Origin of the sequence: Agarivorans aestuarii (assembly GCF_019670125.1) — a bacterium.
Classification (GTDB): Bacteria; Pseudomonadota; Gammaproteobacteria; order Enterobacterales; family Celerinatantimonadaceae; genus Agarivorans; species Agarivorans aestuarii.
The window spans coordinates 2204263-2229034 of the sequence record NZ_AP023033.1 but is presented as its reverse complement, the minus strand read 5'-3'; the positions used below and the strand labels follow the sequence as shown (position 1 = coordinate 2229034).

General features: G+C 42.9%; 19 protein-coding genes. 5 read left to right on the top strand and 14 right to left on the bottom strand.

Annotated elements, in window-relative coordinates:
- Positions 1-93 precede the first annotated feature (93 nt).
- From nrtS to K5609_RS10365, 3 genes are read right to left on the bottom strand one after another with little or no spacing between them, the layout of a single operon-like run.
- Positions 94-426 carry a nitrate/nitrite transporter NrtS gene (gene nrtS / locus K5609_RS10375; protein ID WP_152785006.1) on the bottom strand — a complete coding sequence of 111 codons (333 nt, stop codon included), beginning with the start codon at positions 424-426 and terminating at the stop codon, positions 94-96.
- Between the two features lie 39 nt (positions 427-465).
- Complete coding sequence (tamB, locus tag K5609_RS10370) at positions 466-4254, bottom strand: autotransporter assembly complex protein TamB (protein WP_221077083.1); 3789 nt, start codon at positions 4252-4254, stop codon at positions 466-468.
- On the bottom strand, positions 4251-5945 hold the full coding sequence (locus K5609_RS10365; protein ID WP_221077082.1) for an autotransporter assembly complex protein TamA: 1695 nt from the start codon (positions 5943-5945) through the stop codon (positions 4251-4253). The genes tamB and K5609_RS10365 overlap by 4 nt, the downstream gene beginning before the upstream one ends.
- Before the next feature lie 119 nt (positions 5946-6064).
- Between K5609_RS10365 and mobB the strand changes: the two genes are divergently transcribed.
- Together mobB and K5609_RS10355 are read left to right on the top strand one after the other, a co-directional pair.
- A complete protein-coding gene (mobB, locus tag K5609_RS10360; protein ID WP_221077081.1) occupies positions 6065-6589 on the top strand; it encodes a molybdopterin-guanine dinucleotide biosynthesis protein B in 525 nt (174 codons plus the stop codon).
- Positions 6590-6641: 52 nt separating this feature from the next.
- Positions 6642-8780: an FAD-dependent oxidoreductase gene (locus K5609_RS10355; protein WP_221077080.1), complete on the top strand. Its 2139-nt coding sequence runs from the start codon at positions 6642-6644 to the stop codon at positions 8778-8780.
- Positions 8781-8793: 13 nt separating this feature from the next.
- Here the strand turns inward: K5609_RS10355 and K5609_RS10350 are convergent, their stop codons facing one another.
- From K5609_RS10350 to bioB, 7 genes are all read right to left on the bottom strand, one after another.
- Entirely contained in the window at positions 8794-11256 is a 2463-nt protein-coding gene (locus K5609_RS10350) for a putative bifunctional diguanylate cyclase/phosphodiesterase (protein ID WP_221077079.1), read from the bottom strand.
- Between the two features lie 16 nt (positions 11257-11272).
- Positions 11273-12250, bottom strand: a complete 978-nt coding sequence (locus K5609_RS10345) for an ABC transporter substrate-binding protein (RefSeq protein ID WP_221077078.1) — start codon at positions 12248-12250, stop codon at positions 11273-11275.
- Positions 12251-12458: 208 nt separating this feature from the next.
- On the bottom strand, positions 12459-13331 hold the full coding sequence (gene htpX / locus K5609_RS10340; RefSeq protein ID WP_221077077.1) for a protease HtpX: 873 nt from the start codon (positions 13329-13331) through the stop codon (positions 12459-12461).
- A 91-nt stretch (positions 13332-13422) separates the two neighbouring features.
- On the bottom strand, positions 13423-14112 hold the full coding sequence (gene bioD, locus K5609_RS10335) for a dethiobiotin synthase (protein WP_221077076.1): 690 nt from the start codon (positions 14110-14112) through the stop codon (positions 13423-13425).
- Positions 14105-14881: a malonyl-ACP O-methyltransferase BioC gene (gene bioC / locus K5609_RS10330; protein WP_221077075.1), complete on the bottom strand. Its 777-nt coding sequence runs from the start codon at positions 14879-14881 to the stop codon at positions 14105-14107. The genes bioD and bioC overlap by 8 nt, the downstream gene beginning before the upstream one ends.
- Positions 14868-16043 carry an 8-amino-7-oxononanoate synthase gene (gene bioF, locus K5609_RS10325; protein WP_221077074.1) on the bottom strand — a complete coding sequence of 392 codons (1176 nt, stop codon included), beginning with the start codon at positions 16041-16043 and terminating at the stop codon, positions 14868-14870. The genes bioC and bioF overlap by 14 nt, the downstream gene beginning before the upstream one ends.
- Positions 16044-17096, bottom strand: a complete 1053-nt coding sequence (gene bioB / locus K5609_RS10320; RefSeq protein WP_221077073.1) for a biotin synthase BioB — start codon at positions 17094-17096, stop codon at positions 16044-16046.
- 97 nt (positions 17097-17193) lie between these two features.
- Between bioB and bioA the strand changes: the two genes are divergently transcribed.
- The gene (bioA, locus tag K5609_RS10315; protein WP_221077072.1) at positions 17194-18465 is read left to right on the top strand and encodes an adenosylmethionine--8-amino-7-oxononanoate transaminase; all 1272 of its coding nucleotides are present in this window, start codon (positions 17194-17196) and stop codon (positions 18463-18465) included.
- On the opposite strand, the gene K5609_RS10310 is transcribed toward bioA, so the two are convergent.
- Complete coding sequence (locus K5609_RS10310; protein WP_221077071.1) at positions 18455-18826, bottom strand: hypothetical protein; 372 nt, start codon at positions 18824-18826, stop codon at positions 18455-18457. The genes bioA and K5609_RS10310 overlap by 11 nt on opposite strands.
- A 154-nt stretch (positions 18827-18980) precedes the next feature.
- Between K5609_RS10310 and asnS the strand changes: the two genes are divergently transcribed.
- Entirely contained in the window at positions 18981-20381 is a 1401-nt protein-coding gene (gene asnS / locus K5609_RS10305; protein ID WP_221077070.1) for an asparagine--tRNA ligase, read from the top strand.
- A 183-nt stretch (positions 20382-20564) separates the two neighbouring features.
- Entirely contained in the window at positions 20565-21245 is a 681-nt protein-coding gene (locus K5609_RS10300) for a DUF3334 family protein (protein WP_163134998.1), read from the top strand.
- On the opposite strand, the gene K5609_RS10295 is transcribed toward K5609_RS10300, so the two are convergent.
- From K5609_RS10295 to K5609_RS10285, 3 genes are all read right to left on the bottom strand, one after another.
- Positions 21242-21856: a DsbA family protein gene (locus K5609_RS10295; RefSeq protein WP_221077069.1), complete on the bottom strand. Its 615-nt coding sequence runs from the start codon at positions 21854-21856 to the stop codon at positions 21242-21244. The genes K5609_RS10300 and K5609_RS10295 overlap by 4 nt on opposite strands.
- A gap of 6 nt (positions 21857-21862) precedes the next feature.
- Positions 21863-22402 carry an NAD(P)H nitroreductase gene (locus K5609_RS10290; RefSeq protein ID WP_221077068.1) on the bottom strand — a complete coding sequence of 180 codons (540 nt, stop codon included), beginning with the start codon at positions 22400-22402 and terminating at the stop codon, positions 21863-21865.
- 210 nt (positions 22403-22612) lie between these two features.
- Entirely contained in the window at positions 22613-24634 is a 2022-nt protein-coding gene (locus K5609_RS10285) for an oxidoreductase (RefSeq protein WP_221077067.1), read from the bottom strand.
- Positions 24635-24772 lie beyond the last annotated feature (138 nt).

Genomic DNA, 24772 nt, shown 5'->3' with positions numbered 1-24772 from the left:
ATATATAACTAAACACTAAAACGTAATTTTGTAACGAGTGGAATTAGTGAGATGTTAAACAACAATCAAACTTAGTGGGCTATTTATAGACAATTAAGCGTTAGTTTTTAACAGCGATTTAATGCTAAGCAGGCTTTGTTTAGTGCTTGAAGGTAATGGAGCGAGTGGTTCTAATGTTGATTCTAGACTTAGTACCTCTTGGTTAAGCCGTTCGATTAACTCATCATTGCTATTGCTAGCTGACTTATTGCCGTTAGCCATCGCACCACTAAAATAAGATACTAAAAACGGAACACAGTAGGTGAATAATATCGCGCCCCACTTAGGGCTCGCACCGTTAACAATATCCCATTGGTTTATTAGGTTTAAGATCGAACCAACGATGACAGCAACAACTATAGCTCTTGCTATGATTTGTTTATTCATAATGATCCTTATCTATACATTGCAAACCAAACACCTGGTTTATTCTAGGTAAAACTCGTAATAAACATCTAGTGCGCTATTTAAGCCAGAGAATGCCTCAATAAACAATTTGGGCAAGATCTCATATTTAATGGTGAGTTCATTAACCGGGTCAAAAACTCCCATGCCATATCTTACTTGAACCCCAGGTAATACATAGGCACTCACTTCTACTTGAGTGGAGCTGCCAGAACCAGCAGTACTTAGTGACAAATCATTTAAGCCGAGTGTATTACCTACATTACCCACTAGCCCTTCTGCTCTGCCGAGACCGGCACTAAGTAACATTGAAGACAAGGCATTGTCATCTTGCTCGCTATCACTTAATGCCCGCCCCCGTAGTAGGTAAGATAACATTTCATTTTGCGACATTGATGGCTCGGAAAACAAACTAACCTGCGGCGCATCGGCTAAACCAACAACTTGCACCCCAACGGTGACATCGTCTGAAATCGTATCTGGATTACGTACAGCTTGAATATCAAGATAAGGTTGCTCTAAAGGACCAGTAAACATGATCCAACCTTTCTCAATAAGTAGGTTTTGCCCGTAAGCTCTAAAGCGGCCATCGACTAACTCAATGCGTCCATCTGCTAGCAAGGGCTCGCTAGGTTGTTGTTTTAAGTTTAAATGACCTTTTAAGTTAGTATTCAAGCCTAAGGCCTCTAGGGTAATCTCCTCGGCTAAGGTCACTGTTATATCTATTTTTGTACGTTGAGAAGCAACAGCTTCGCTTTGCTCTTCAATTACAATCGCATCCGAAGATTCTGAGACTGCTGACTCTGGCAAAGATTTAACTTTAATCGCGCCCTCTTCGACTGCGACCGTGCCGCCAATGTCGATAAGGTCGTCGATTAACTTAATTTTAATATCTGGCGAAACAGCTAAGGTAGCGTAAGGATCAACAATAATTGGAAGTAACTTGGCATTAATATCTAACTCGCCCTCTAAGTTATTATTGGGCCACGCAAATTCGCCCTGCCATTGAGCTGTTCTTCCCTCACTATTAAATTTACCAGCGATATTGGCTTGCTGGTTGTCTAGCAAGATTTGCGTTTCTAGTTGTTCAATACTCAAGGGGACATCGGGACCAGATACATATCCTTCTATTAGATTAATTTCTCCATCTAACTTAGGTGAAATTACCTGCCCTTTAACCACAACTTCACCGTCTATTCGACCTTCAAGGTTATCGAGAACCGTTACAAATGGAAGCAAAGGTGAGAGACGAATATTGTCGATATCTAACTTGCCGTCTATTTGTCCTTCTTTATCAATCGAAGTTACTCCCGATGAGCGTAAGGCACCTAACTCTTCTGACTCAAATAAGGCTTGCCACTGCAATGTCTCGCCTTCTAGATCAGCGTCTAGGGTTAATACTTGATAAGTTAAGGTTACTTCATTGAGTTCGGTTTTTTGTATAACTGAACCCGGATTTAGATGTAAGTTTATTTTTGCTGTTTCTGGAACCCATTGACTAAACTTCGCGTTAACTTCTGCAGATGCTTGCCCCTGCAACTCGGTTCCTTCTGGCAGAAGGTGATTTAATACCAGAAAATCAAAGTCTTTTACCCGCAAGTCCAGCTTACTATTGCCATTAGTAGAAAATGGCGACAACAAACACAACTCACTGTCATCGCGAGACCAGCAGTGCTCCCCAACACTTGCTACCGAATCTTGATAAGCAAGATCGATAGGATTTGATAAGTACCAAGTGCCCAATTCTGCAGTTAAATCAGCCTTTAATAACTGACCTTGCCAAGAAGAAAAGGTGCCTCCACCGGTTAAATCCAAATGTAGATTACGAGTAGACTGTTCAACCGCTAGATTCAGCGATTGATTTTGATTCTTACTCACATACTTAAGCGTTGCTTCGTTTATAGTTTCACCAGCGACTTTAAGATTAGCTAGAGCAAGATCAAGCTGACCAGAAAAGCTTTCGTCTAAGCTCAGGTTTCCTTTACTGGTTACCTCATCAAGTGCTATTTGCTTGTTTGCAATCTGCTCGGCTTTAATTTGCCAATTGACCGCGGGCTGGTTGAGCTCGCCAGTTACTTTAACTTGCGCTGTTACTGCCCCACTTTCTAACCAAGGTAACTCTGCTAATTGAGTTGCTGTTAAATTGGCATTTACTGAAATGGTTTGTTCGTTTAACTGCACACTGCTATCAATTTGAGTATTTGCTAGAGCGATTAATGCATCAACTTGATTAGTTTGTTTTGCTAAGTCTCCACTTGCTGATGCCTGAATACTTAAAGGAAGCTTTAACCACTCACCTGTAATATCCGCGTTTTCTAGCGACCACACTTGGTCTTCGATGCTAGCAACAAGTTTGCCATCTAAGTCCGGCAGGGCCATATCTTCGCCGAGATCTAGCCAATGACTAAGCTGCAAATTATCTATATTTGCAAGCAGTTGGGCACTTAAGGTAGGCGCCCAAGCAGCAACGCCGCTAAATTGAAATCCGCCAACCACGTTACGAGTTGACTCATCAAATTCAGTACCATTTAGCTTATTCTGATCGAGCAATTGATCTTCGCTGCTTTCATCTATGACTAGTTTTTCAAGTAATTCACCTTGAATGTCAAATGCTTGTAGCTCGTTCAAGTCACCTTGTAGTTGTGCGTTTAACCAAAGATCTTGAACACCGGCTAAGTCACTTTGCAGTTGTAATTGATAACCAGTTAGGTCACCACTGGTGTTAAGACTTAGACTGGTCAACGTGAGCTGTTCATCAACCAAGGTAAATGCTTTGTTTAGGTCAGATCTTAATTCAAAAGGCAGGTTTGTTTGTAGCCAAGCAATTTGGCTATCTAATTGGCTTTCAATCAATCCGGATGTGGTAATTTCGGCATTTAGCTCGTCGCCATCGCCGTTTAAACGAAAGTTAGTGCGCAATTGTTGGTCAGCCAGCGGCATATCCCAAGCACCTTCTAGCAGAGACGCATACCGGTTTTGAAATGCCTGCTTACCACTAAGTTGCAGATTTCCCCATGGGCTTTCTACGTATAGATTCGCTAACTCTAGTTCTACAAAACCCAAGACCCCATTTAATTTAGCTACAGGAAATTCTAGCTCTTGAGTATCAAGCTTTAACTTACCTTCACTTAATTGAAGATCGCCAATATCTACCCGATATGGCATGGTGATCTGTGGTACTTCGATGAGCAGTGGTAATAGTGGCTTGGATTCTTCGCTGCTTGTCTTGGCTTGCTCTTCTTGCTCACTACCTGCTGGTAGCGCAACTTGCCAGTTGTTTAAATGCAACTGCTCTACTCGAATATTGTCTTCTGCCCAATGGGCTTGAATAACTACTTCTTTCCATGAAATATCTATCCCATCAATGATGATAGAAGCGTTACTCACATTGAGTAGATTAACCACAAATGGAAATGGAGGCTGCCAAGGGCCGGTGTCTTCTTCTTGCTCAAGAGGTTCTGGCTCGCTTGTTGAGGCTTGGGCCATAGCTTGAGTATCTACCTCAACAGTAAGCGTTGAGCTGACCAGTTTTTCGACACAGAGTTTCGTTTGACTAATACACACCCAGTTTAAAGCAAGCTCTAAATCATTTAACTCAACCAACAAGCCAGCTTGCTGCCAGCTCAGCTGTTGCGCCTTTATGCCCTTATACAGATTACCATCGGGCTCAATGATGCTTAGACCATCAACTAAATCACTAACCTTAGTTAATATCCATTGGGTACTTGGCGTATACGAGAACGCAAGTATCAAACAAAATAGTAAAGCGCTTAAAGAAATTAGCGTGTATTTAACAGCCCGAAAAATCATAAATCAGGCCCTAGAGAAAAGTGAATACGCCACGGATCAGACTCATTTTGCAAGCCCTTCGCAACATCTAAACGTAATGGACCAATTAGCGTTAGCCAACGAATACCCATACCAACACCAACAGAAACAGGCTCAGAAAAATCATTAGTTGCGGTACCGGCATCTACGAAGGTAGCCCAGCGCCACTTTTCAGCAAATTGATAGTTATACTCGACACTGCCCACAGTGAGATATTTACCACCAATCAATTGGCCGTCGTCGTTTTTTGGGCCAATGGTTTTATAATCATATCCACGAATACTTTGGTCACCACCGGCAAAGAAACGCATAGATGCAGGTACGTCGGTAATATCATCAACTAGAATGCCACCAAGATCGGCCCTAAGTAAAATGCGATGATTTTGATAAGAACGTAACCATTTACCCAAACCCGCTAAGCGCAACATTTCTACATCTGAACCCCAATAAGGATGACCCACTTCTAAGCTAGCTTGTAAGTTATCTCCCCAGTATGGGTCTAGACCACCACGAGTACGCAAACGAGCGAAGTTAGCACCGGGTAACACCAAATCAGATACCGAATACTGATCAGCCTGGCGGTATTCTTCGTGTTGCCACTTTAAAAACAAAGAAGGCTTCCATTCGTTATCTAAACGCCATTGACGAGTGGTAGACAAAATAGTCTTTTCACTTTCAGTGTCATTGGTTTTTTCTCGAATATAACCGGTTTGAATATCCACGTAATCGTCTACTGGATTATCTATGGGGATCCGGTAAACAAACTGAGCGCTTTGCTTTGGCTCTGCGGCTTCAATCTCAAAAGTAATACTATGGCCGTTTTCGTTCACCCACGGTCGGGTCCATTTTAACCTAACTCTAGGGCCAATATCGGTAGTGATACCGCCACCCACCTCAAAGGTATCACGCGGCTTTAATTGCAAACCAACCAGTAAATCAATTTCACCGTCATGTCGGTTACCAATATCCGGTCGTACAGAAATCACTTGGAAGTAGTCCGTTTCACCCAGTCGTTGGTTAAACTCGCCTACCTTTTGTGAATCGTAACGATCTTGCTTATTAAACTCAGCCAAATTAGCAAACATGGTTCTGGGTAATTCTGGATTTGTAAACACGATGTCGCCAAAACGATAACGCTCACCAGAGTCATAACTCAAATAGATGTCGGCGGTATTATTTACAATACTGATCTGAACTTCTGCTTTATGGTAAACCGCATCGAAGTAGCCATAACGAGAAGCTAAGCGGTCGAATTCTGATTTAAGGCCGTCGTAGGCGGCATGGGTAAAAACTTGTCCTTCTGCTAAGCCACTGCGAGCTATAGCGCCAGTATAACGACTGTCTTTAGTTGCTGCGCCAACAAAATCCAGTTCAAACTTGTTTACCCGCAGCCGCTCACCTAGCTCTACATCTACCAGGAACTTTTTCTCAGCGGTTTCTGTTATGGTAATTTCACTTTGGTAATAGCCTAGGGCACGCAGCGCGCGTTTGGTTTGTTCACTACTGGCGCTGATTATACGGCGGGCACTGCTGTTATCAGGAAAGGTTTGCGCTTCTAGGTAGACCTTTACATTATCTTTTGACTCACCAGAAATGCCTTGGTAATCAAAATCTATCGCTGCTACCGAAGTGGTAAACAAAACAAGCAACATCGGCCACAAGCGAAAAAACAAATGCACAAATCCTTAGAAAATCCTTTAAGCGCTCAGTTTAATGTTTTTTTGTAAGTTTAAAACCACTTATCTGCTTAGGCTTTGTTAAATTGGTAAAAAATAACTAACTTGGAGATAAAATGACTAGAAACTGGCCAAAACCAATCATCGCCTTGGCTGGCTATAGCGGCAGCGGAAAAACCACCTTACTAAGCCAACTTATTCCTTTGCTAAAGGCACGGGGTTTAAGTGTTGCGGTTATAAAACATAGCCATCACGCAATAGAGCTGGATAAACCGGGTAAAGACAGCCATAAGTTTGCAGAGGCTGGCGCAGAACAGGTGATACTTTCATGCCCTCATAAACGTTACCACTTTAGTCTTCAGCAGCAACATGACGACTTAAACGAACAGTTGTCTTGGATAAACTGGCAACTATGCGATTTAGTGGTCGTTGAAGGCTATCGACATAGCGAAGTGGCAAAAATAGAAATTCATCGAAGCGATCTTGGTAAGCCTTTGCTGTTCCCAAATGACAAGCACGTCATCGCTGTGGCTAGCCCTGATAAGCTTAATACAGACTTACCTTTGTTAGATTTAAATAAGCCTAAGCTAATCAGTGATTTCATATTAGCCTATACTAACAACGTAAAAATTGTGAAATAGAATCATAAGCTTATCGGTCTATAAACTGTCACTACTGTTTAGAGAACAAAATATGAAACCAAATAAACTGATTGTTGTAGCAGTGCTCGCTGTTATTGTCGGTCTTATCCTGTGGTTCGACTTAGGCCAATGGCTTAACTTCGAAACCATTAAACAAAGCCAAGCTGATTTACAAAGCACTGTAGAAAATCACTTCTTGGTGTCTATTGTTGCTTATTTCTTTTTGTATGTTTTTGTAACCGCATTTTCGATACCAGGCGCCGCCCTTCTTACTTTGCTGGCCGGCGCATTATTTGGTGTAGTGAACGGCGTAATAATGGTTTCTTTTGCCAGTACTATCGGCGCGAGTTTAGCGTTTATAGTAGCTCGCTACTTAGTTAGAGACAGCTTAGAACAGCGCTATGCCGACAAACTAAAGAGCATTAACAAAGGTATAGAAAAAGAAGGTGCTTTTTATCTTTTAAGTTTAAGGCTAATACCAGTCTTTCCATTCTTTTTAATCAACCTTGTAATGGCATTAACCAAACTGCCTCTTAAAACCTTTTATTGGGTAAGCCAAATAGGCATGTTCCCCGCAACCGTAGTGTATGTGAACGCAGGCACCGAGTTAGCAAAGTTAGATAGCTTATCGGGAATATTGTCACCGTCTCTTCTTATTGCCTTCACCCTATTGGGTATTCTTCCTTACATTAGCAAGGCAATCTTAAATGGCATTAAGCAACGCAAAGTCTACGCCCCCTACCAAAAGCCAAGTTCATTTGATAACAACATGTTAGTTATTGGAGCGGGTGCTGGTGGCTTAGTGAGTTCATACATCGCTGCGGCTGTTAAAGCAAAAGTCACCTTAGTTGAAAAGCACCTAATGGGCGGCGACTGTTTAAATACTGGATGTGTCCCCTCTAAAGCGTTAATACGCAGCGCAAAGTTTGCCTATGAAGCGAGTAATGCAGAAAAATTTGGTTATGAGAAAGTCGATGCACAAGCAAATTTTGCCAAGGTAATGCAACGAGTACACGATGTTATTCAACAAGTTGAACCACATGACTCGGTAGAGCGCTATACCAAATTAGGGGTTAACTGCGTTCAAGGCACCGCAAAAATCATTAGCCCTTGGGAAGTCGAAATAGACGGTAAATCAGTGACTACCCAAAACATTGTAGTTGCTACTGGTGCTCGGCCACTTGTACCCGGCATCCCCGGTTTACAAGAGGTCGAATATTTAACCTCTGATACGCTTTGGCAGCTAAAACAACTCCCAGAAAAGCTGCTCGTGTTAGGTGGTGGTCCAATTGGTTGTGAATTAACCCAAAGTTTTGCTCGATTAGGTGCCGAAGTGACCCAAATAGAAATGGCCGACCACTTATTAATCCGAGAAGACCTAGAGGTGAGTAAGTTGTTAGAAGAACAGTTTACCAATGAAGGTATCAATCTATTATTGGGTTGGAAAGCGGTTAGCTTTCATAATCAAAACGGCCAGCAAAGTGTAAAACTGATTAAAGGCGAGCAAGAAAAAGAAGTTATTTTTGATAAAGTGATACTCGCATTAGGCCGCGTTGCAAATACTAAGGGCTTTGGATTAGAAGAGCTTGGTATTGAAAACTCAGAGCGCGGCACGATTGCTGTAAATGAACATTTGCAAACCAATTTCCCCAATATTTATGCTGTTGGCGATGTGGCTGGGCCTTATCAATTTACCCACTTTGCAGCTCATCAAGCTTGGTATGCCGCTGTAAACGCGCTGTTTGGTCGATTCAAAAAATTTAAAGCCGATTACTCGGTAATTCCAGCCGCAACCTACACCTATCCCGAGGTTGCTCGTGTAGGTTTAAATGAGCAAGAAGCTAAGCAACAGGATATTGGTTACGAAGTGACTAAGTTTGAGCTAGAAGAACTAGACCGCGCAATTGCTGAAGGTGCAACTAAAGGCTTCATTAAAGTGCTTACCGTACCAGGAAAAGACAAAATACTTGGTGCAACCATTGTTGGTGAGCATGCTGGAGAATTATTAGCAGAGTTCACCTTAGCAATGAAACATGGCTTAGGTTTAAATAAAATCTTAGGAACCATACATGCCTACCCAACCATGATGGAAGCAAACAAATATGTAGCAGGTGAATGGAAGCGTAATCACGCTCCCGAGAAAATCCTATCCTATCTTGAGAAGTTCCACACTTGGACGAGAAAAGCTTAACTAACCTTATTGGTCAGGCTATTTCAGCCTGGCCAATAAACAAACGTTCCTCAAAGATTTCAGGCTCAAGAGCTTCACTAAAATAAAAGCCTTGATACACAGTACAACGACGGTACTTTAAGAATTCTAATTGATACTCAGTCTCCACACCTTCTGCAATAACTTCTAAGTCTAAATTCTCAGCCATGGAGATAATGGTAGTAATAATGGCACATTCACTACCACCACTTTGTAACTCGCTCACAAAAGACTTATCAATCTTCAAGCAGTTAATCGGTAACTTGTTTAAATAAGCAAGTGACGAGTAACCCGTACCAAAATCGTCCACTGAGAAACGAACCCCGATATCCCTCAAGGCTTGGATTTTCTCGACCGTATCTTGAACGTTATCTACCAATACGCCTTCGGTAATTTCCAATTCAATAAGTTTAGGATCACAACCCGCTTGTTGGATAGTAGCCAAGGTCTCTTGGACAAAGGTATCACGGTGGAACTGGTTAGGACTTACGTTAATCGACAAGGTTTTGAAGTTTTCAGGTAAGCCGCGCTCTTCCCAAGTTTTTAAGGTCTCGCAGGCACTTCGCATTACCCATTGGCCAATTGTAAGAATTAACCCTGTTTCTTCCGCTAATGGAATAAAACGACCAGGTGAAATCCAACCAAGTTTGGTATCAAACCAACGCAATAGGGTTTCGGCTCCAACCATCTCAAAGTTAGCGTTATAACGAGGCTGGAAGTACGCTACCATATCTTCGTTTTCTAGCGCTTCTCGCATCATCTTCGTCAACTGATGGCGCTCTTGGATCTCATCGGCCATTTGGTCAGAGAAAACATGAACGCTTGAGCGCTCATTATCTTTACCGTGGTAAAGCGCAATATCTGCTTGGCGCAAAATCTCAGTGGCATTGCTATCGTGATTAGGAAACAGAGCAACACCGGTGGTGAGGTTCAAGGAAATTTGATTACCCTTGATCACAAACTCTTTGTGAATAACCCGCCCTAAATGCTCAGCCATATTGGCAGCAAGTTGCTTCGCTTCTTCGCGGTCGGTAGATAGATTAGGTACTAACAAGGCGAATTCATCACCGCCAAGACGAGCAACCGTTTCAGTACTGCTTCGCCCTTCTCTAAGTCGGTGAGCGATTAATCGAAGCAATAAATCACCGGCGGCGTGACCAAGCATGTCGTTAACGTTTTTAAAGTGGTCAATATCGAGATAAATTAGCGCACCAACTTTGTTGGACTTACGTCCTCTTTCAATTTCCAAATCCAGATTTTCTAGAAGTTTTCTACGATTAGACAATCGCGTAATGTCATCATGTGAAGACTGAAAACGCACCAACTCCTGGGCAGAGCGAACTTCAGATATGTTTGTCTGGGTGCTGATCACTCGAGAAGGTAAACCTCGCTCACTGCGCTCTACCACCATGCCTCGAGATAATACCCACAAATAGTGACCATCTTTATGTTTAACCCGATGCATTGACTCATAAACTTTGTTTTTCTTTTTAAGGTGCTTGCGTAGCTCATTGAGAGTTTTGTCTAAGTCTTCAGGATGGATCCTAGACTCCCACTCTTCTATCTTTTCACCTATCCCACCTTCTTGGTAACCCAACATGGCTTTCCATTGTGGAGAGTAATACACCGTATTAGTAATTAGGTTCCAATCCCAAATACCGTCTCCAGAGCCACTTAAGGCAAACTGCCAGCGTTGCTCACTGCGCTGTAGTTGGGCGAAGCTACTATGAATACCGTTAGCCATTTTGCCAATGGCATGTTCTAAGGCACCAATTTCACCTTGGCTTTTTGCTGCAATATTGGCATTTCGATGGGTTTGAATTTGCTTAGTGCGCCCTACAAGCTTATTAATAGGCGCGACTAATAGTCGGTTAAGCATTAATACCAGTAGCAACATAGCCACCGACATGTAGATGAAGGTTTTTATCGCTTCATCTATGATCATCTGACGCTTAGCTAGCCACGTATTTTGTAGGTTATAGCTGACAAATATTGCGCCCTGTTCAGCTCTTCGCAAGCTGTCTTCTCTTGGCCCCATGTCTAAAGGCAAATACAAGTTTACTTGCCAATGTTCGGGCAATACTTGTGATATCGGTGAGCGCTTGGTTTTTACCTGATTGAACAATTCGGTATTAAAGTAATTTGCATTATCTGCAGCAAACAGGCTCTTTTCTGCGCGTTTGTTGGATATTTGAACCAAACCTTGAGGATCAATAACCTGCAGTGAATCCAGTTGTTGATTTAGGGCCACTAAGGTTAACTGGCGTTCGGCAATATCCCACTGATGACGAGATAAACTGTCTGAAAGGCTTTGTTGAAGCTGATAGCCAATATGCAGCAAACGTTGGCTAGTATGTTCTGCCATTTTATTGCGTTGTTCATGCAGCGTACCTAACAACAATAAACTTTGAGCAATAACTAACAATACCAAAGCCAAAATAGGTATAACTACACTCAATGAAATCCGCTTAAACCTATACACCGTTCAACTCCAATAACCACTCGCTGGTAAAACTTCGCGACAAATCAGGTGCTCGGTGGATCAATTCCAACTCAGCCATACGTTGCGCTTTTTCCTGCGCAAGTCCCAAAATAAAATTACCAGTGAAAAGTGCAATGCTCTGCTGAGCATTAAGCATTTGAATATTTCCATAAGCTTGGCGAACTTCTTTACTGTATAGCTGAGTTCGCTTAGCGATTAACTTGTAGCCTTCTCTCGAATGCTCTTCTAACCAAGTGTTCGCTTTATAAAAGTTTTTTAATAGATTCGATACGCCATTTCGCTTTTCTTGTAAGACCTCAGTTCTTACTACCATCACCCGGTAATAAGCTTGGCCTTGCGCAGCGCTTTTATAAAGTACGTTGGCAGATAGGTTATCTACCAAACGGCTTTGAATTGGGCCTGAGGTCATCACCGCGCTAATTTCACCTTTGCGAAATAACGCCAGTTGTTCATCAAGCTTGGCTTCCACTAAAACAAAATCGTCGGCATTAACCTTGGTATCTTGTAACCAGTCGTCCATAACAAGAGAAGCTACTGATAAGCTCTCATAGCCAATGCGTTCGCCTTTCAGTTGTTCAATATTATTGATGTCTTGGCGTGTGACCAAGGCATCGCCACCTACGCTGCGATCGATAACCGCTACTACGGTTAGATCGACTCGCTCAGCTAATAGGCTAATTGTTTCGGTGAGGCTTAAGAAACCGGCATCCACTTGGCCACTTTTAAGTGCGTGCATTACATGGCTGGGCGTGGTTAGTTCATTAACGATATAGGCGTTTGAACCTTCAAAAGAAAGTTGCTTAGACAGGAATATAGGCTCAAAACCCAACCAAGGAGACACGGCTACACGCAGAGCTTGAGTTTGGTTTTGACATGCGAGTAAGACACTACTAATAAATAGTAGTATTCCAATCTTACTGGCGTTGATTGATAAAAAGGTAAATTTCATATCCCTGATAGTTCTTAACTCTTCCTGAGCATACAACTAAAACTAGCTAACCATTCTGCTTGCGCTAGGCGCAAAAAGAAAGCAAACAGTTTAAAAAATTAAGTAGATATTACAAACTTAAAAGTTTACGCTCAAAAATTAAGCGCAAGATCAAAAAAGTGCCGACAAAGCGGCACTTTTATTAAAGTTTTTGGTCGGTTGACCGAACTTAACGCGCTCGCAAAGCTGCGATTCGCTTTTCCAAGGGAGGATGGCTTAAAAACAGCTCGCTCATTGCGCGTTTGCCGTTAATACCAAAGGCCATCATAGAACCTTCCATTTCTGGCTCTCTACTTCCACCTAAACGTTGGAGGGCATTAATCATCTTGTCTTTGCCAACTAACTTGGCAGAACCCGCATCAGCGCGGTACTCGCGCTGACGCGAAAACCACATAACAATAATGCTAGCAAGAATGCCAAATACCATTTCAAGTACAAACACTGTGGCAATGTAAGCAAGGGTGCCCATGCCCTGGCCGTTTTCGTTATTGTTGCTCATCGCTGAGCTGATAAGGTTAGCGATAATTCGAGCTAGGAACATCACAAAAGTATTCACTACACCCTGAATTAAGGTGAGCGTTACCATGTCGCCATTGGCAATATGGCTAACTTCATGAGCGAGTACTGCTTCTACTTCATCTCGGCTCATGTTATCCAGCAGGCCAGTACTTACTGCAACTAAGGCGTCGTCACGTTTAGCTCCAGTGGCAAAAGCATTCATATCTGGTGCATTGTAAATGGCGACCTCGGGCATACCAATACCAGCCGCTTTAGCTTGTCGCGCTACAGTATCTACTAGCCAAGCTTCAGTTTGGTTTCTTGGAGTAGTGATTACTTGTGCGCCGGTAGAACGCTTTGCCATCCATTTAGAAATCAGCAAAGAAATGATAGAGCCACCAAAGCCGAAAATGGCACAGAATATCAACAAACCGCCAATGCTTTGGGTAGAAATCCCCAAGGCAGAGAACACTATGTTCATTACTATACCAAGCACCAAAACAACCGCTAAGTTTGTGCCTAAAAACAACAATATACGTTTCATCGTCTTCCTCAATTATGATGGAATAACCCAACTACCCTTATATATGGGGGATAGCTCACAATTTTCAATGGCCTAAACAGGACTAAACCCTTTAGGTTTGGCTGACTAGCGCTTCAAGCTCAAAGCATTCAGCTGCAGTATCCGCATTCAAGCTAGTATTATAGGGAAGTTCAGCAATACAAGGCGCCTCAATGGCTGCTTGCAAATAGCTGATATTCAGTTTTGATATATCTGAAGTTTCATTCAAGTTATTAGCAACCCAAGCAACCAACGTGCAACCGCTGGCTTTTATCGCTTCAACCGTAAGCAGGGCATGATTAAGGCATCCCAACTTAACACCAACCACCAACACAACCGGCAGCTTTTGATCTGCGACCCAGTTAGACATCATCAAGCCATTATCGTTAAGAGGAACATGCCACCCCCCAGCTCCTTCAACAACAACGAAGTCAGATTTACTAGAGAGGTTTTGTAAGCCACTGGTCATTAGCTCAGTATTAACCGGCGTGTTTTCTATATTTGCAGCTATGTGAGGAGCAATGGCATGTTTTAACATGACCGGGTTAACGTCTGAATAGCTAAGTTCACTAGAATTTACACCCATCAGCGCGAAGGCGTCTTCGTTGCCCTCACCTAAAGCAAATATTTCGGTTCCAGCTGCTATTGGTTTATATCCATTGACTATAGAAAATTTGTCTTGCAAGGCCTTCACCAAGCCACAACTCACTACAGTTTTACCTACTTCGGTATCTGTACCGGTGATAAAAATGGACTTAAGCATTAATTAATACTCCGTAGCTCACCTTATATGTTGCACTAATGCAGTTGTTTCTATCTGCCGAACTGTATTTAGCCTTGTAGTTTTTAGCCATGGTTTTAAGTTGACTGCGATTTGTAGCGTTGGGTTCACCGCCAACTACATAGTTAGCGCCAATTCCTTTTAAGTCAGCTAACAACAGAAAGGCATGCTCATACCAAAGTGTTCGTTTTTCCTGATAAAACTCGGTATCGGTAAAACCGGCATTATAGGCAGCTTCTTCAATCTCTGCATTGGTAAGAAATCGATTTACATGACGATGCTTGTCTACATCTGCCCAGGCATCTTCTAGCTCAAACAAAGTGCCTTGATTAAGGGTAGAAAATAACAAAATGCCATTAGGCTTAAGCACGCGTCTAACTTCCCTCAAGGCGGTAGTAAGGTCGTTACACCATTGTAAAGCCAAGCTTGAATAGACCAAGTCAACACTGCAATCTGCTAGTGCTAGTTGCTCTGCATCACTCACCATTGCAGCAAATGGTTTGGCAGAATGCTTAGCTTTGTTTGCCATCGCCAAAGACAGGTCTAAAGCAATTACCTTATCCGCTTGAGCTTTTAGGGCTGTAGCAAAGTATCCAGTACCGCAGCCCAAATCAACAGCCAACGAATAGTCTTTAGCTGGCAAGTATCTCAGCAGTTGGTGGCCGATGTTTCGTTGTAGTTCGGCGTAGTCATTATATGAGTCAGCAGCCTTGGAAAAATGACGAGCAACCTGCTGTTTATCGATGATCATAGTTATCTTTGTTTACTTCAAAAATGGCTTTTATAAGACCAACAATATCTTGTTCTTGATGATGGCTACTTAAGGTAACCCGTAACCGAGCAGTATTGGCTGGTACCGTTGGTGGCCGAATAGCTGACACCCAAAAGCCCTTGTTTTGCAGGGATTGAGCCATTAGCAAGGCTTTTTCAGCCTGACCAACAATTATCGGTTGTATAGCTGTATTAGAATCAGTGAGCGCTATACCGTTTTCCTTAGCTAAGCCTTTAAACAACGTTATATTGCTTACTAGCTTTTGTTGTAGTTCAGGCTCTGTTTGCAGCACCTTAATAGATTCTGTGATAGCGCAAGCTTGTGCAGCCGGCATTGCAGTGGAGTAAACATAGCTTTTATCAAAGTTAATAAGGTAGTCTTTAAGCTCTTGGTCACACAGAATGGCTGCACCGGAAACCCCCAAAGCTTTGCCAAAGGTTATCATCTGGATCTGCACATCATCGGGACTAAGGCCTTGGTGATTTAACGAACCAGCGCCTTGATCTCCTAAACACCCCACTCCGTGAGCGTCATCTACCATTAACCAAGCTTGATGTTGTTTGCATAAGTCGCTGATTGATTGTAGCGGGGCTTGATCACCATCCATGCTAAATACACCTTCAGTGATCACCAAACAGTTATCACTATTTTGGCTAACCAACTTTTTAGCCAGTTGCTGCATCGAGTTATGCTTAAAACGCATGAAGCTGGCATCACACAATACGCCAGCTTCCATTAAAGATGCATGATTAAGTTTATCTTGGATTAATACATCATTTTTGGAGAGCAAAGCCTTGATCACGCTTTGGTTAGCGGAAAAGCCGCTGTTAAACAACAAAGCTCCGTCACGCCCCTGCCAATCACACAGCGTTTCTTCAAGCTCATGATGGGCTTGCTGAAAGCCGGTAACTAGTGGCGAGCCACCACTGCCCACGCCGTAACGCTCAGCACCTTTTTTCCAAGCTTCAATTACTTTTGCATGGTGAGATAAACCAAGGTAATCGTTACTTGAAAAATTAACAAAGCCTTGTTTATCAATCTCAATCAAACGCCCTTGAGCGCTCGATTGACAGCGCCTCTGACGAAACAGCTGCTGCTGTTTACGTTGTTCGACTTGCTGCTTTACAAACTCAAATGCCATTTATGAAGCATCGTAAAACTGAGATGGGCTGTTTTTTTGCTGCTGTTTAACCAAGGTTTTATAGAGGTCTTCTTCTTGTTCTTCGGTGCCATTTTTAAGCGCTGCAGGCTCCGGACGTATCCCAAGCTTTTTAAACAACTGCATGTCTTGGTTTTCATCAGGATTAGGCGTTGTTAAGAGCTTACATCCATAAAATATAGAGTTTGCACCCGCCATAAAACAAAGCGCTTGAACTTGTTCATTCATTTCTTCACGACCAGCTGATAAACGCACGTGGGAGCGCGGCATCATGATTCGAGCTACCGCAATACAGCGAATAAACTCAAATTGGTCCATATCATCAACACCTTCTAGTAAAGTGCCTTTCACTTTAACTAGCATGTTAATCGGTACACTTTCTGGGTGACGTGGAAGATTAGCTAGTTGAACCAACAAGCCACTTCTGTCGGTAGCCGTTTCGCCCATGCCCATAATACCGCCAGAACAAACCTTCATACCCGCAGAGCGAACATTATCTAAAGTGTCTAAGCGTTGGTCATAGGTACGAGTAGTAATAATTTCTTGGTAATACTCACGCGAAGTATCTAGGTTATGGTTGTAATAATCTAAACCAGCGTCTGCGAGCTCTTCGGCTTGCTGCTTCTCAAGCATACCCAAAGTCATACAAGTTTCCATACCCATTTCTTTCACGCCTTCAACCATCTTAACCAAGTACGGCATATCGCGTTGTTTAGGATTTTTCCAAGCAGCCCCCATACAAAAACGGGTTGAGCCATTCTCCTTGGCCTTTTTAGCTTCAGTAAGCACATGCTCAACTTCTAACAAACGCTCTGTTTTAAGGTCAGTTTTATGGTGAGCACTTTGCGGGCAATACTTGCAATCCTCAGGACACGCGCCAGTTTTAATCGATAACAAGGTCGAAACCTGTACTTGATTCGGGTCAAAATTAGCGCGATGCGCGCACTGGGCCTGAAACAGCAAATCGTTAAACGGCAAAGCAAACAAATCGTTTACTTCCTGTACGGTCCAATCGTGGCGGAGTGTTTGAGTCATTTGTGAAGCTTTCTTTAGAAATAATAATCCGCTAGTCTAGCGACAGCCGAGCCGCTGTCAACTTTAAAAAACCCTCAACTTTACTAACGGTTATTAAATGAGCATTGATTTAGATTACGACCAACAACATCTATGGCACCCTTATACCTCGTCGGTTAACCCATTGCCCTGCTATCCAGTTGCAGCTGCTGAAGGCTGTGAAATCATTCTTGAAAACGGTAAGCGCTTGGTAGACGGCATGGCATCTTGGTGGGCTTGTATTCACGGTTATAAGGTAGCCGAGCTAGATGATGCCGCTCACAAGCAGTTAGCCAATATGTCGCATGTGATGTTTGGTGGCTTAACTCACCAACCTGCCGTTAACCTTGCTAAAAAGTTGGTTGATTTAACCCCCAAAAGTTTGCAGCAAGTATTTATTAGTGACTCTGGTTCGGTAGCTGTAGAGGTCGCACTAAAAATGGCCTTGCAGTACTGGCATGCTAAAGGTGAAAAACGCGCTAAATTTGCCACGGTAAGAAATGGTTATCACGGCGATACCTTTGGCGCTATGTCGGTGTGTGATCCCAATGGAGGAATGCATCAGCTTTATCAAGGATTCTTACCAGAACACTTGTTTTGCGATGCGCCGCAATCCCGCTTCGAACAAAGCTGGGATCCGCAAGATATCAAACCAATGCAGCAAATGCTTGAACAACACCACCAATCAATAGCTGCAGTAATTATAGAGCCCATTGTTCAAGGCGCGGGTGGAATGCGTATCTATCACCCAGAGTATTTGAAACAGCTTCGACAGCTTTGTGATAAGTATCAGCTACTGTTGATTGCAGACGAAATTGCTACTGGATTTGGCCGCACCGGTAAACTGTTTGCCTGTGAACACGCCGAAATAGAACCCGATATATTGTGCTTAGGCAAAGGTCTAACTGGAGGCTATATGAGCCTAGCCGCTACATTAACCAGTAAAGCGATAGCGGACACCATTTGTAGCGGTGAAGCTGGTGTATTTATGCATGGCCCTACCTTTATGGGTAACCCTCTCGCCTGCGCTGTAGCCAACGCCAGCATAGATTTGCTGATTGCTTCAGAATGGCAAACTAAGGTACAGAACATAGAGCAGTCACTTAAGGGCCAACTTAAAGCATGTTTGGTATTAGATTCCGTCGCTGATGTTAGGGTGTTGGGCGCAATTGGCGTAGTCGAAACTAAAAACCCGGTCAATCTAGCTGATATTCAAGCGAAGTTTGTCGACTTAGGTGTATGGATAAGACCTTTTGGAAAGTTGGTGTATATTATGCCGCCTTACACCATCACCGATGAACAATTACAAAAGCTAACTAAGGCGATTTACACCGTTCTATCTAAGCGCTGAACAACTTAAGGTAATAGAACAACAAAATCGCTATAACAATCGCTGCTAACAGACCCATATTCATTTTGAAATAGTCTGTTTTGCGGCGAGAACGACTCCAATTAACAAAAATTCCAGCTAAAGTAATGCCGCAACAAGCCCAGAGTAAAAGTACAAAGACTTGCCTTAAGTCTTCAATCCAATGATCTCGATACCCTTGGCCATCGTTCGATTGAAAGGCACTGTAGGCAATTTCTGGCCTTGCGTAGTGATACACCACCAAAGAACCAATAAACATGGTCCAGGCCACCAAAGAAATAATCACAAATAAGCGTTGTAAACCATCTGGCCCTTTTCGACGTTCTTTTCTATTTTGCCGCATTTAGCAACTCACCTTTATTCCAACTCATGCATTTCATTAACATAAGTTATCGATTTCCGGAGTTTTATCAATTTTTACTTGAGTCTTTAGCCCTAAGAAGTAACATTGGTCACCTTACAATATTAGCACTATCAAATCGGAGCAGTTGTTTGCTATGACGCATTCTTCAGTGACAGACGTTATGAGCGGTAAGTTCAGCGTTGGTCAACAAGTAACTATTAAGGGTTGGATCCGTACTCGTCGCGATTCAAAAGCAGGTCTTTCTTTCTTAGCCATTCATGACGGTTCATGTTTCGACGCCGTTCAAGCGGTGGCACCTAATACCCTAGCCAATTATGAGAATGATGTCGTTAAACTAACTGCCGGTTGTTCGGTTGTAGTCACTGGTGAAGTTGTTGAATCACCGGGTAAAGGCCAGTCATTCGAAATTCAAGCTACCGAGGTTGAAGTTGTTGGTTGGGTAGAAAACCCTGACAGCTACCCAATGTCAGCAAAACGCCATAGCATTGAGTATTTACGTGAACACGCCCACCTACGCCCACGTACCAACGTAATTGGAGCGGTTACCCGTGTGCGAAACTGCTTGTCTCAAGCTATTCACCGTTTTTATCACGAGCAGGGATACGTTTGGGTAAGCACGCCAATTATCACCGGTAGCGACACCGAAGGCGCGGGTGAGATGTTCCGTGTATCAACCCTAGACATGAACAACCTGCCATTAGGTGATAAAGGTGAGATTGACTACCAGCAAGACTTCTTTGGTAAAGAAACATTCTTAACGGTTTCTGGCCAGTTGAATGCCGAAACCTACGCCTGTGCATTGTCTAAAGTCTATACTTTTGGCCCAACCTTCCGTGCTGAAAACTCAAATACTAGCCGCCACTTGGCTGAATTTTGGATGGTTGAACCTGAAGTGGCCTTTGCAGATTTGGAAGACGTAGCTAAATTAGCTGAAGACATGTTGAAGTATGTATTTAAAGCAGTACTTGATGAGCGCATGGACGACATGAACTTCTTCGCTCAACGGATTAACAAAGAAGCAATCAGCCGCTTAGAAAACTTTGTAAGTACTGACTTTGCTCAAGTTGATTACACCGATGCTATTCAGATTCTAAAAGATAGCGGTAAAAAGTTTGAGTATGATGTTGAATGGGGCATTGATATGTCTTCAGAGCACGAGCGTTACTTAGCTGAAGAACACTTTAAAGCACCTGTTGTAGTTAAAAATTACCCGAAAGACATTAAAGCGTTCTACATGCGCCAAAATGACGACGGTAAAACCGTAGCGGCAATGGACGTATTAGCACCGGGTATTGGTGAGATTATCGGTGGTAGTCAACGTGAAGAACGTTTAGAGGTATTAGACGCGCGCTTGCTAGAACTTGATCTCGATAAAGATGATTACTCTTGGTACCGCGACTTACGTCGTTACGGCACTGTACCTCACTCTGGTTTCGGCTTAGGCTTTGAGCGTTTAGTGTCTTACGTAACTGGTGTCACTAACATCCGTGACGTAATACCTTTCCCGCGTGCGCCGAAGAATGCTGAATACTAGTATTTAGTTGAATTACTAATTAAAGCCTCAATTTATTGAGGCTTTTTTATTTCTCGATCGTCCTCACACTCGAACTCTTTACCGCATATCCCATAGCAATCAAAGCTATACAGCATTGTATTCCTCATCCATACTTAAGCCCATTACCACGGCATTGCCGCGAAGTAGTTAAAAAGGATTTACATGAAAAAATTAAAAGTTGTTACCACCGAAGACGTATTGCTTACATTGTGTAATTCGGTAACTAACGTATTAAGCAAAGCAACCGCCAGCGACATTAAATACTCTGCCATGGTGCAAAAGATAAACAAGACCTGTTTAAAGCCCGACATTGGCTGTTTTGTTCTGTTTGATGGTGGCTTCTCTGGTTTAGTGGTGATTAACTTTACTGCAGATGCTGCAATGGAAATTTACCGTAATTACATGCTGCACATGGGCATTCCAGAATCAGAACTCGCTCAGCAACATACCGCCGACGAAGTGGGTAATGTAATGGGTGAATTAATGAATCAGATGGTGGGTTATTTTACTGGTGTTGTAGGTAAAGAGTTACAAACCTCGCTTACTCAAAACCAACCCAAAATGTTAGCTTTAAACAAGCAAGTATTAATCTCAATTGATACTAACTTGGACCGCCCTCAAGCAAGACGAGTAACCTTCACAACTGCCAAGAACAACATCTTCTATCTTGAGCTCGCCATGGATAAAACCGAATTTATTAAACTTCATGAGTTTGAAACAGAAGACGATGTTGACCCGGATGATCTTATTGAGCAAGCCGCCTCGCAGAAGAAAGCAGAGCAAGAGCCTAAAGACGTTGCGCAAACCATTGATCAAGATTTACTTGACGAACTAGGTATTTAAGCCAGTAACTGTTGAATATGCTCAAGGCTAGCTTGGGCATTTTTATAATCTAAACCTACCGGATAATAGTGACCCCCCTTCTCCAATACTAAAGACGGGAATCCTTGGATCGGCATACTTCGAGAGAACTGAATTTCGTTGAGTAAATCAGCATTGAGTTTTTCACTGCCAATATCAGCCGTAAATCTTTCCAGATCTAAATGTAAGCTTTCAGCCAAGTTACATAACACAGATAAATCTGAAGGGTTTTTCGCATCTAAGTAATAGGCCTGTTGAATCGCATTTATCATCGCTTTCTCAGCGCCCTGCTGTTTTGCCGCAAGAACTGCTCGATTGGCGGGATAGGTAGAACGCCTAGGTGTATTTAGCTCCCAAAACTGATAATTGAATTGAGTCCCCAACTGATTAGCTATCTTTCGCCAAGTTTGCTGCAAAAATGCCTGCATCTCTGCTGGCATTTCTATATCTGAATCTACAGCCAAGCCACCCAAAAGATAAACTAGCGAGATGTTCTCAGGCAACAAGCGCTCAAGTTCAATCAAAGTAGATTTATAGCCCCAACACCAAGAGCACATTGGGTCATGAACGTAGTATAAGCGCGCTGCTACCATAAGGTCTTATAACCAGCTTACATAGTCTTTGAATGGTAGTTCACGAGTTTTACTCACCTTAGTTTGTGGGCTACCTAGATACAAAAACCCAACAATAGACTCGTGTTCTGCTAGACCTAACTCGTGATTTACGATCGAGCTATAAGCCATAGGACCGGTGCGCCAAATACCGTTATATCCCTGGGCGTAAGCCGCCATTTGCATCGCATGTACCGCACACCCTGCTGATAATACCTGCTCTATTTCTGGTACTTTTGAATGGGTTTTCGGAGAAGCAATAACAATGGTAATTAAGGGAGCGCGAAACGGCATTATTTTAGCTTTTTCTGCATCACCGCCTTCTGCTAAGGCTGCTTGTTCAAAAATTCCAGCAAGTTTCGATAAACCTTCACCACTAACATGTATAAATCGCCAAGGGCTTAAGCCCCCATGATCCGGTGCTCTAAGACCTGCGTTCCAAATGGTTTCTAACTCTGCACCTTCTGGTGCAGGTGCAGCTAAGCGTGCGCAAGAGTGACGATTTAGTAATAAATCTAAGGCTTTCATTGTTTTCCTTAACCACGTAAATATAGCGCCATTGTGCGCCATTTATGTTAAAAGTAAAGCAGTGTAATAGTCGGTTTAGGTGCTTTTGAAATGGTTTTAGAGCGGCATCAACATTTAAGCAAAATACGTCAGCAACAACTAAAACAACTGCAAGATTGGGTTAAGAAAAACCCCAAGCAAACAGCAGCTTTAGTTCAACAATGGCTTAGGCTAAATAAGCGCGGCTAGCTCAGCCCCTTGACGAATCGCTCGTTTTGCATCTAACTCGGCTGCGACGTCTGCGCCGCCGATAAGGTGAGAATTTACCCCAAGCGCGGTGAGATCATCATGTAAAACCCGAAGTGGTTCTTGACCAGCACACACCACTACATGGTCTACTTCAAGAACTGAATCCTTTCCGTTTACCGAAATATGTAAGCCTTGATCATCAACCTTTTTGTACTCGACACCAGCAAGCATTTCTACTTGGTTTTTCTTCAAAGTTTCACGGTGGATCCAACCGGTCGTTTTACCTAGGTTTTTACCCACTTTACTAGCCTTACGTTGGCACAAATATACTTTGCGCATAGCTGGGTGATTATTGTGCTCTTTTAGTCCGCCAGCTTCTGCCATGCTGCTATCAATACCCCAATTGTCGAGCCATCGTCCTACGTTGGTTGATAAAGAAGGCTTTTGCTCTACCAAATACTCAGCAACATCAAAACCAATTCCGCCGGCACCAATAATAGCGACTTTATCCCCGACTTCTTTATGATCTCTTAACACATCTAAGTAATTATAAACTTTGCTATGCTCAATACCCTCAATAGGAGGAGTTCGTGGAGAGATCCCGGTAGCTATGACTACTTCTTCCACATCTAATGCTGCCAGCATTGGCGCATCAACTTTGGTTTCTAGTTTGAGGCTAATGCCCAATTGTTCTATCCGATTAGCAAAATAACGTAGAGTTTCGTAAAATTCCTCTTTACCCGGTATTTGTTTTGCGTAGTTAAACTGCCCGCCGATTTGTGAGCCTTGATCATAGATAGTGACCTTGTGACCTCGCTCAGCTGCATAACAAGAGAATGCTAAGCCAGCCGGACCCGCGCCAACTACCGCAATAGTTTTGCTTGCTGCCTGTTTATCAAAAGTGAGCTCTGTTTCGTAACACGCTTGCGGGTTAACTAGACAGCTAGCTCGCTGCTGTTTAAATACGTGATCTAAGCAGGCTTGGTTACAACCAATACAAGTATTGATAAGGGCAGCTTGGTTATTTTTGGCTTTTTCAACAAACATTGGGTCAGCCAATAAGGGTCTCGCCATAGACACCATGTCTGCTTGACCTGAGCGCAGGATATTTTCAGCCACATCCGGTGTATTTATTCGGTTAACAGCAACCATAGGGATGCTAACGTGTTGTTTGATTTGTTCAGTCACCCAGGCAAATGCGGCCCGTGGAACGCTGGTTGCGATAGTAGGTACCCTTGCTTCGTGCCAGCCAATACCGGTGTTGAGAATTGTAACGCCAGCTTTCTCTAGCGCTTTTGCCAAGGTAACTACTTCTTCGTAAGTACTTCCCTTTTCAACCAAATCTAACATCGATAAACGAAATACAATGATGAAATCCTCGCCAACCATGGCGCGCGTTTTCTTAACTATTTCTAGCGGAAGTTTAATGCGATTTTGGTAACTACCACCCCAGGCGTCAGTTCTTTGATTAGTTCTTGCACAAATAAACTGGTTAATTAAATAGCCTTCCGAGCCCATGATCTCGACACCATCATAACCAGCGCGTTTAGCCAATTTAGCGCTATTAGCAAAATCCTTAATGGTGTTGTTAATTTGTCTTTCGCTCATCGCCTTGGGTTTAAATGGCGAAATGGGCGCTTTGATTTTACTGGCACTAACATTAAATGGATGGTAGCCATAACGGCCTGCATGCAATATTTGTAGCGCAATTTTTCCGCCCTCTTTATGCACGGCTTCGGTAATAGTTCGGTGCTTTTTTACTTGCCAAGGAAAGCTTAACTGGCAACCATTTGGTGCTAAACGGCCTCTAAAGTTTGGCGCAATGCCGCCAGTAACAATTAGCCCAACCCCACCTTTTGCTCTTAAAGCATAAAATTCAGCCAGCTTTTCAAAACCACCCTTCTCTTCTTCCAAACCGGTATGCATTGACCCCATTAATACCCGGCTTTGTAGTTGTGTAAAACCGAGATCTAATGGCGCTAATAAATGTGGGTACTTGGTCATCTGTGTAACCTCAATCCATTGTTGATGTTATGAAACTGTTAATAGAGTATACAAACCAAACCTTTGTTTCAAACATTTGTTTAAATATTTGCAGGTGCCTGTTTTATATGACTATGGTAACGTTTAGTTATTGTTGAC

Coding starts and splice junctions, on each gene's coding strand:
- nrtS (WP_152785006.1), bottom strand. CDS start 426: ATGAATAAACAAATCATAGCAAGAGCTATAGTTGTTGCTGTCATCGTT.
- tamB (WP_221077083.1), bottom strand. CDS start 4,254: ATGATTTTTCGGGCTGTTAAATACACGCTAATTTCTTTAAGCGCTTTA.
- mobB (WP_221077081.1), top strand. CDS start 6,065: ATGACTAGAAACTGGCCAAAACCAATCATCGCCTTGGCTGGCTATAGC.
- K5609_RS10355 (WP_221077080.1), top strand. CDS start 6,642: ATGAAACCAAATAAACTGATTGTTGTAGCAGTGCTCGCTGTTATTGTC.
- K5609_RS10345 (WP_221077078.1), bottom strand. CDS start 12,250: ATGAAATTTACCTTTTTATCAATCAACGCCAGTAAGATTGGAATACTA.
- htpX (WP_221077077.1), bottom strand. CDS start 13,331: ATGAAACGTATATTGTTGTTTTTAGGCACAAACTTAGCGGTTGTTTTG.
- bioD (WP_221077076.1), bottom strand. CDS start 14,112: ATGCTTAAGTCCATTTTTATCACCGGTACAGATACCGAAGTAGGTAAA.
- bioC (WP_221077075.1), bottom strand. CDS start 14,881: ATGATCATCGATAAACAGCAGGTTGCTCGTCATTTTTCCAAGGCTGCT.
- bioF (WP_221077074.1), bottom strand. CDS start 16,043: ATGGCATTTGAGTTTGTAAAGCAGCAAGTCGAACAACGTAAACAGCAG.
- bioB (WP_221077073.1), bottom strand. CDS start 17,096: ATGACTCAAACACTCCGCCACGATTGGACCGTACAGGAAGTAAACGAT.
- bioA (WP_221077072.1), top strand. CDS start 17,194: ATGAGCATTGATTTAGATTACGACCAACAACATCTATGGCACCCTTAT.
- K5609_RS10310 (WP_221077071.1), bottom strand. CDS start 18,826: ATGCGGCAAAATAGAAAAGAACGTCGAAAAGGGCCAGATGGTTTACAA.
- asnS (WP_221077070.1), top strand. CDS start 18,981: ATGACGCATTCTTCAGTGACAGACGTTATGAGCGGTAAGTTCAGCGTT.
- K5609_RS10300 (WP_163134998.1), top strand. CDS start 20,565: ATGAAAAAATTAAAAGTTGTTACCACCGAAGACGTATTGCTTACATTG.
- K5609_RS10295 (WP_221077069.1), bottom strand. CDS start 21,856: ATGGTAGCAGCGCGCTTATACTACGTTCATGACCCAATGTGCTCTTGG.
- K5609_RS10290 (WP_221077068.1), bottom strand. CDS start 22,402: ATGAAAGCCTTAGATTTATTACTAAATCGTCACTCTTGCGCACGCTTA.
- K5609_RS10285 (WP_221077067.1), bottom strand. CDS start 24,634: ATGACCAAGTACCCACATTTATTAGCGCCATTAGATCTCGGTTTTACA.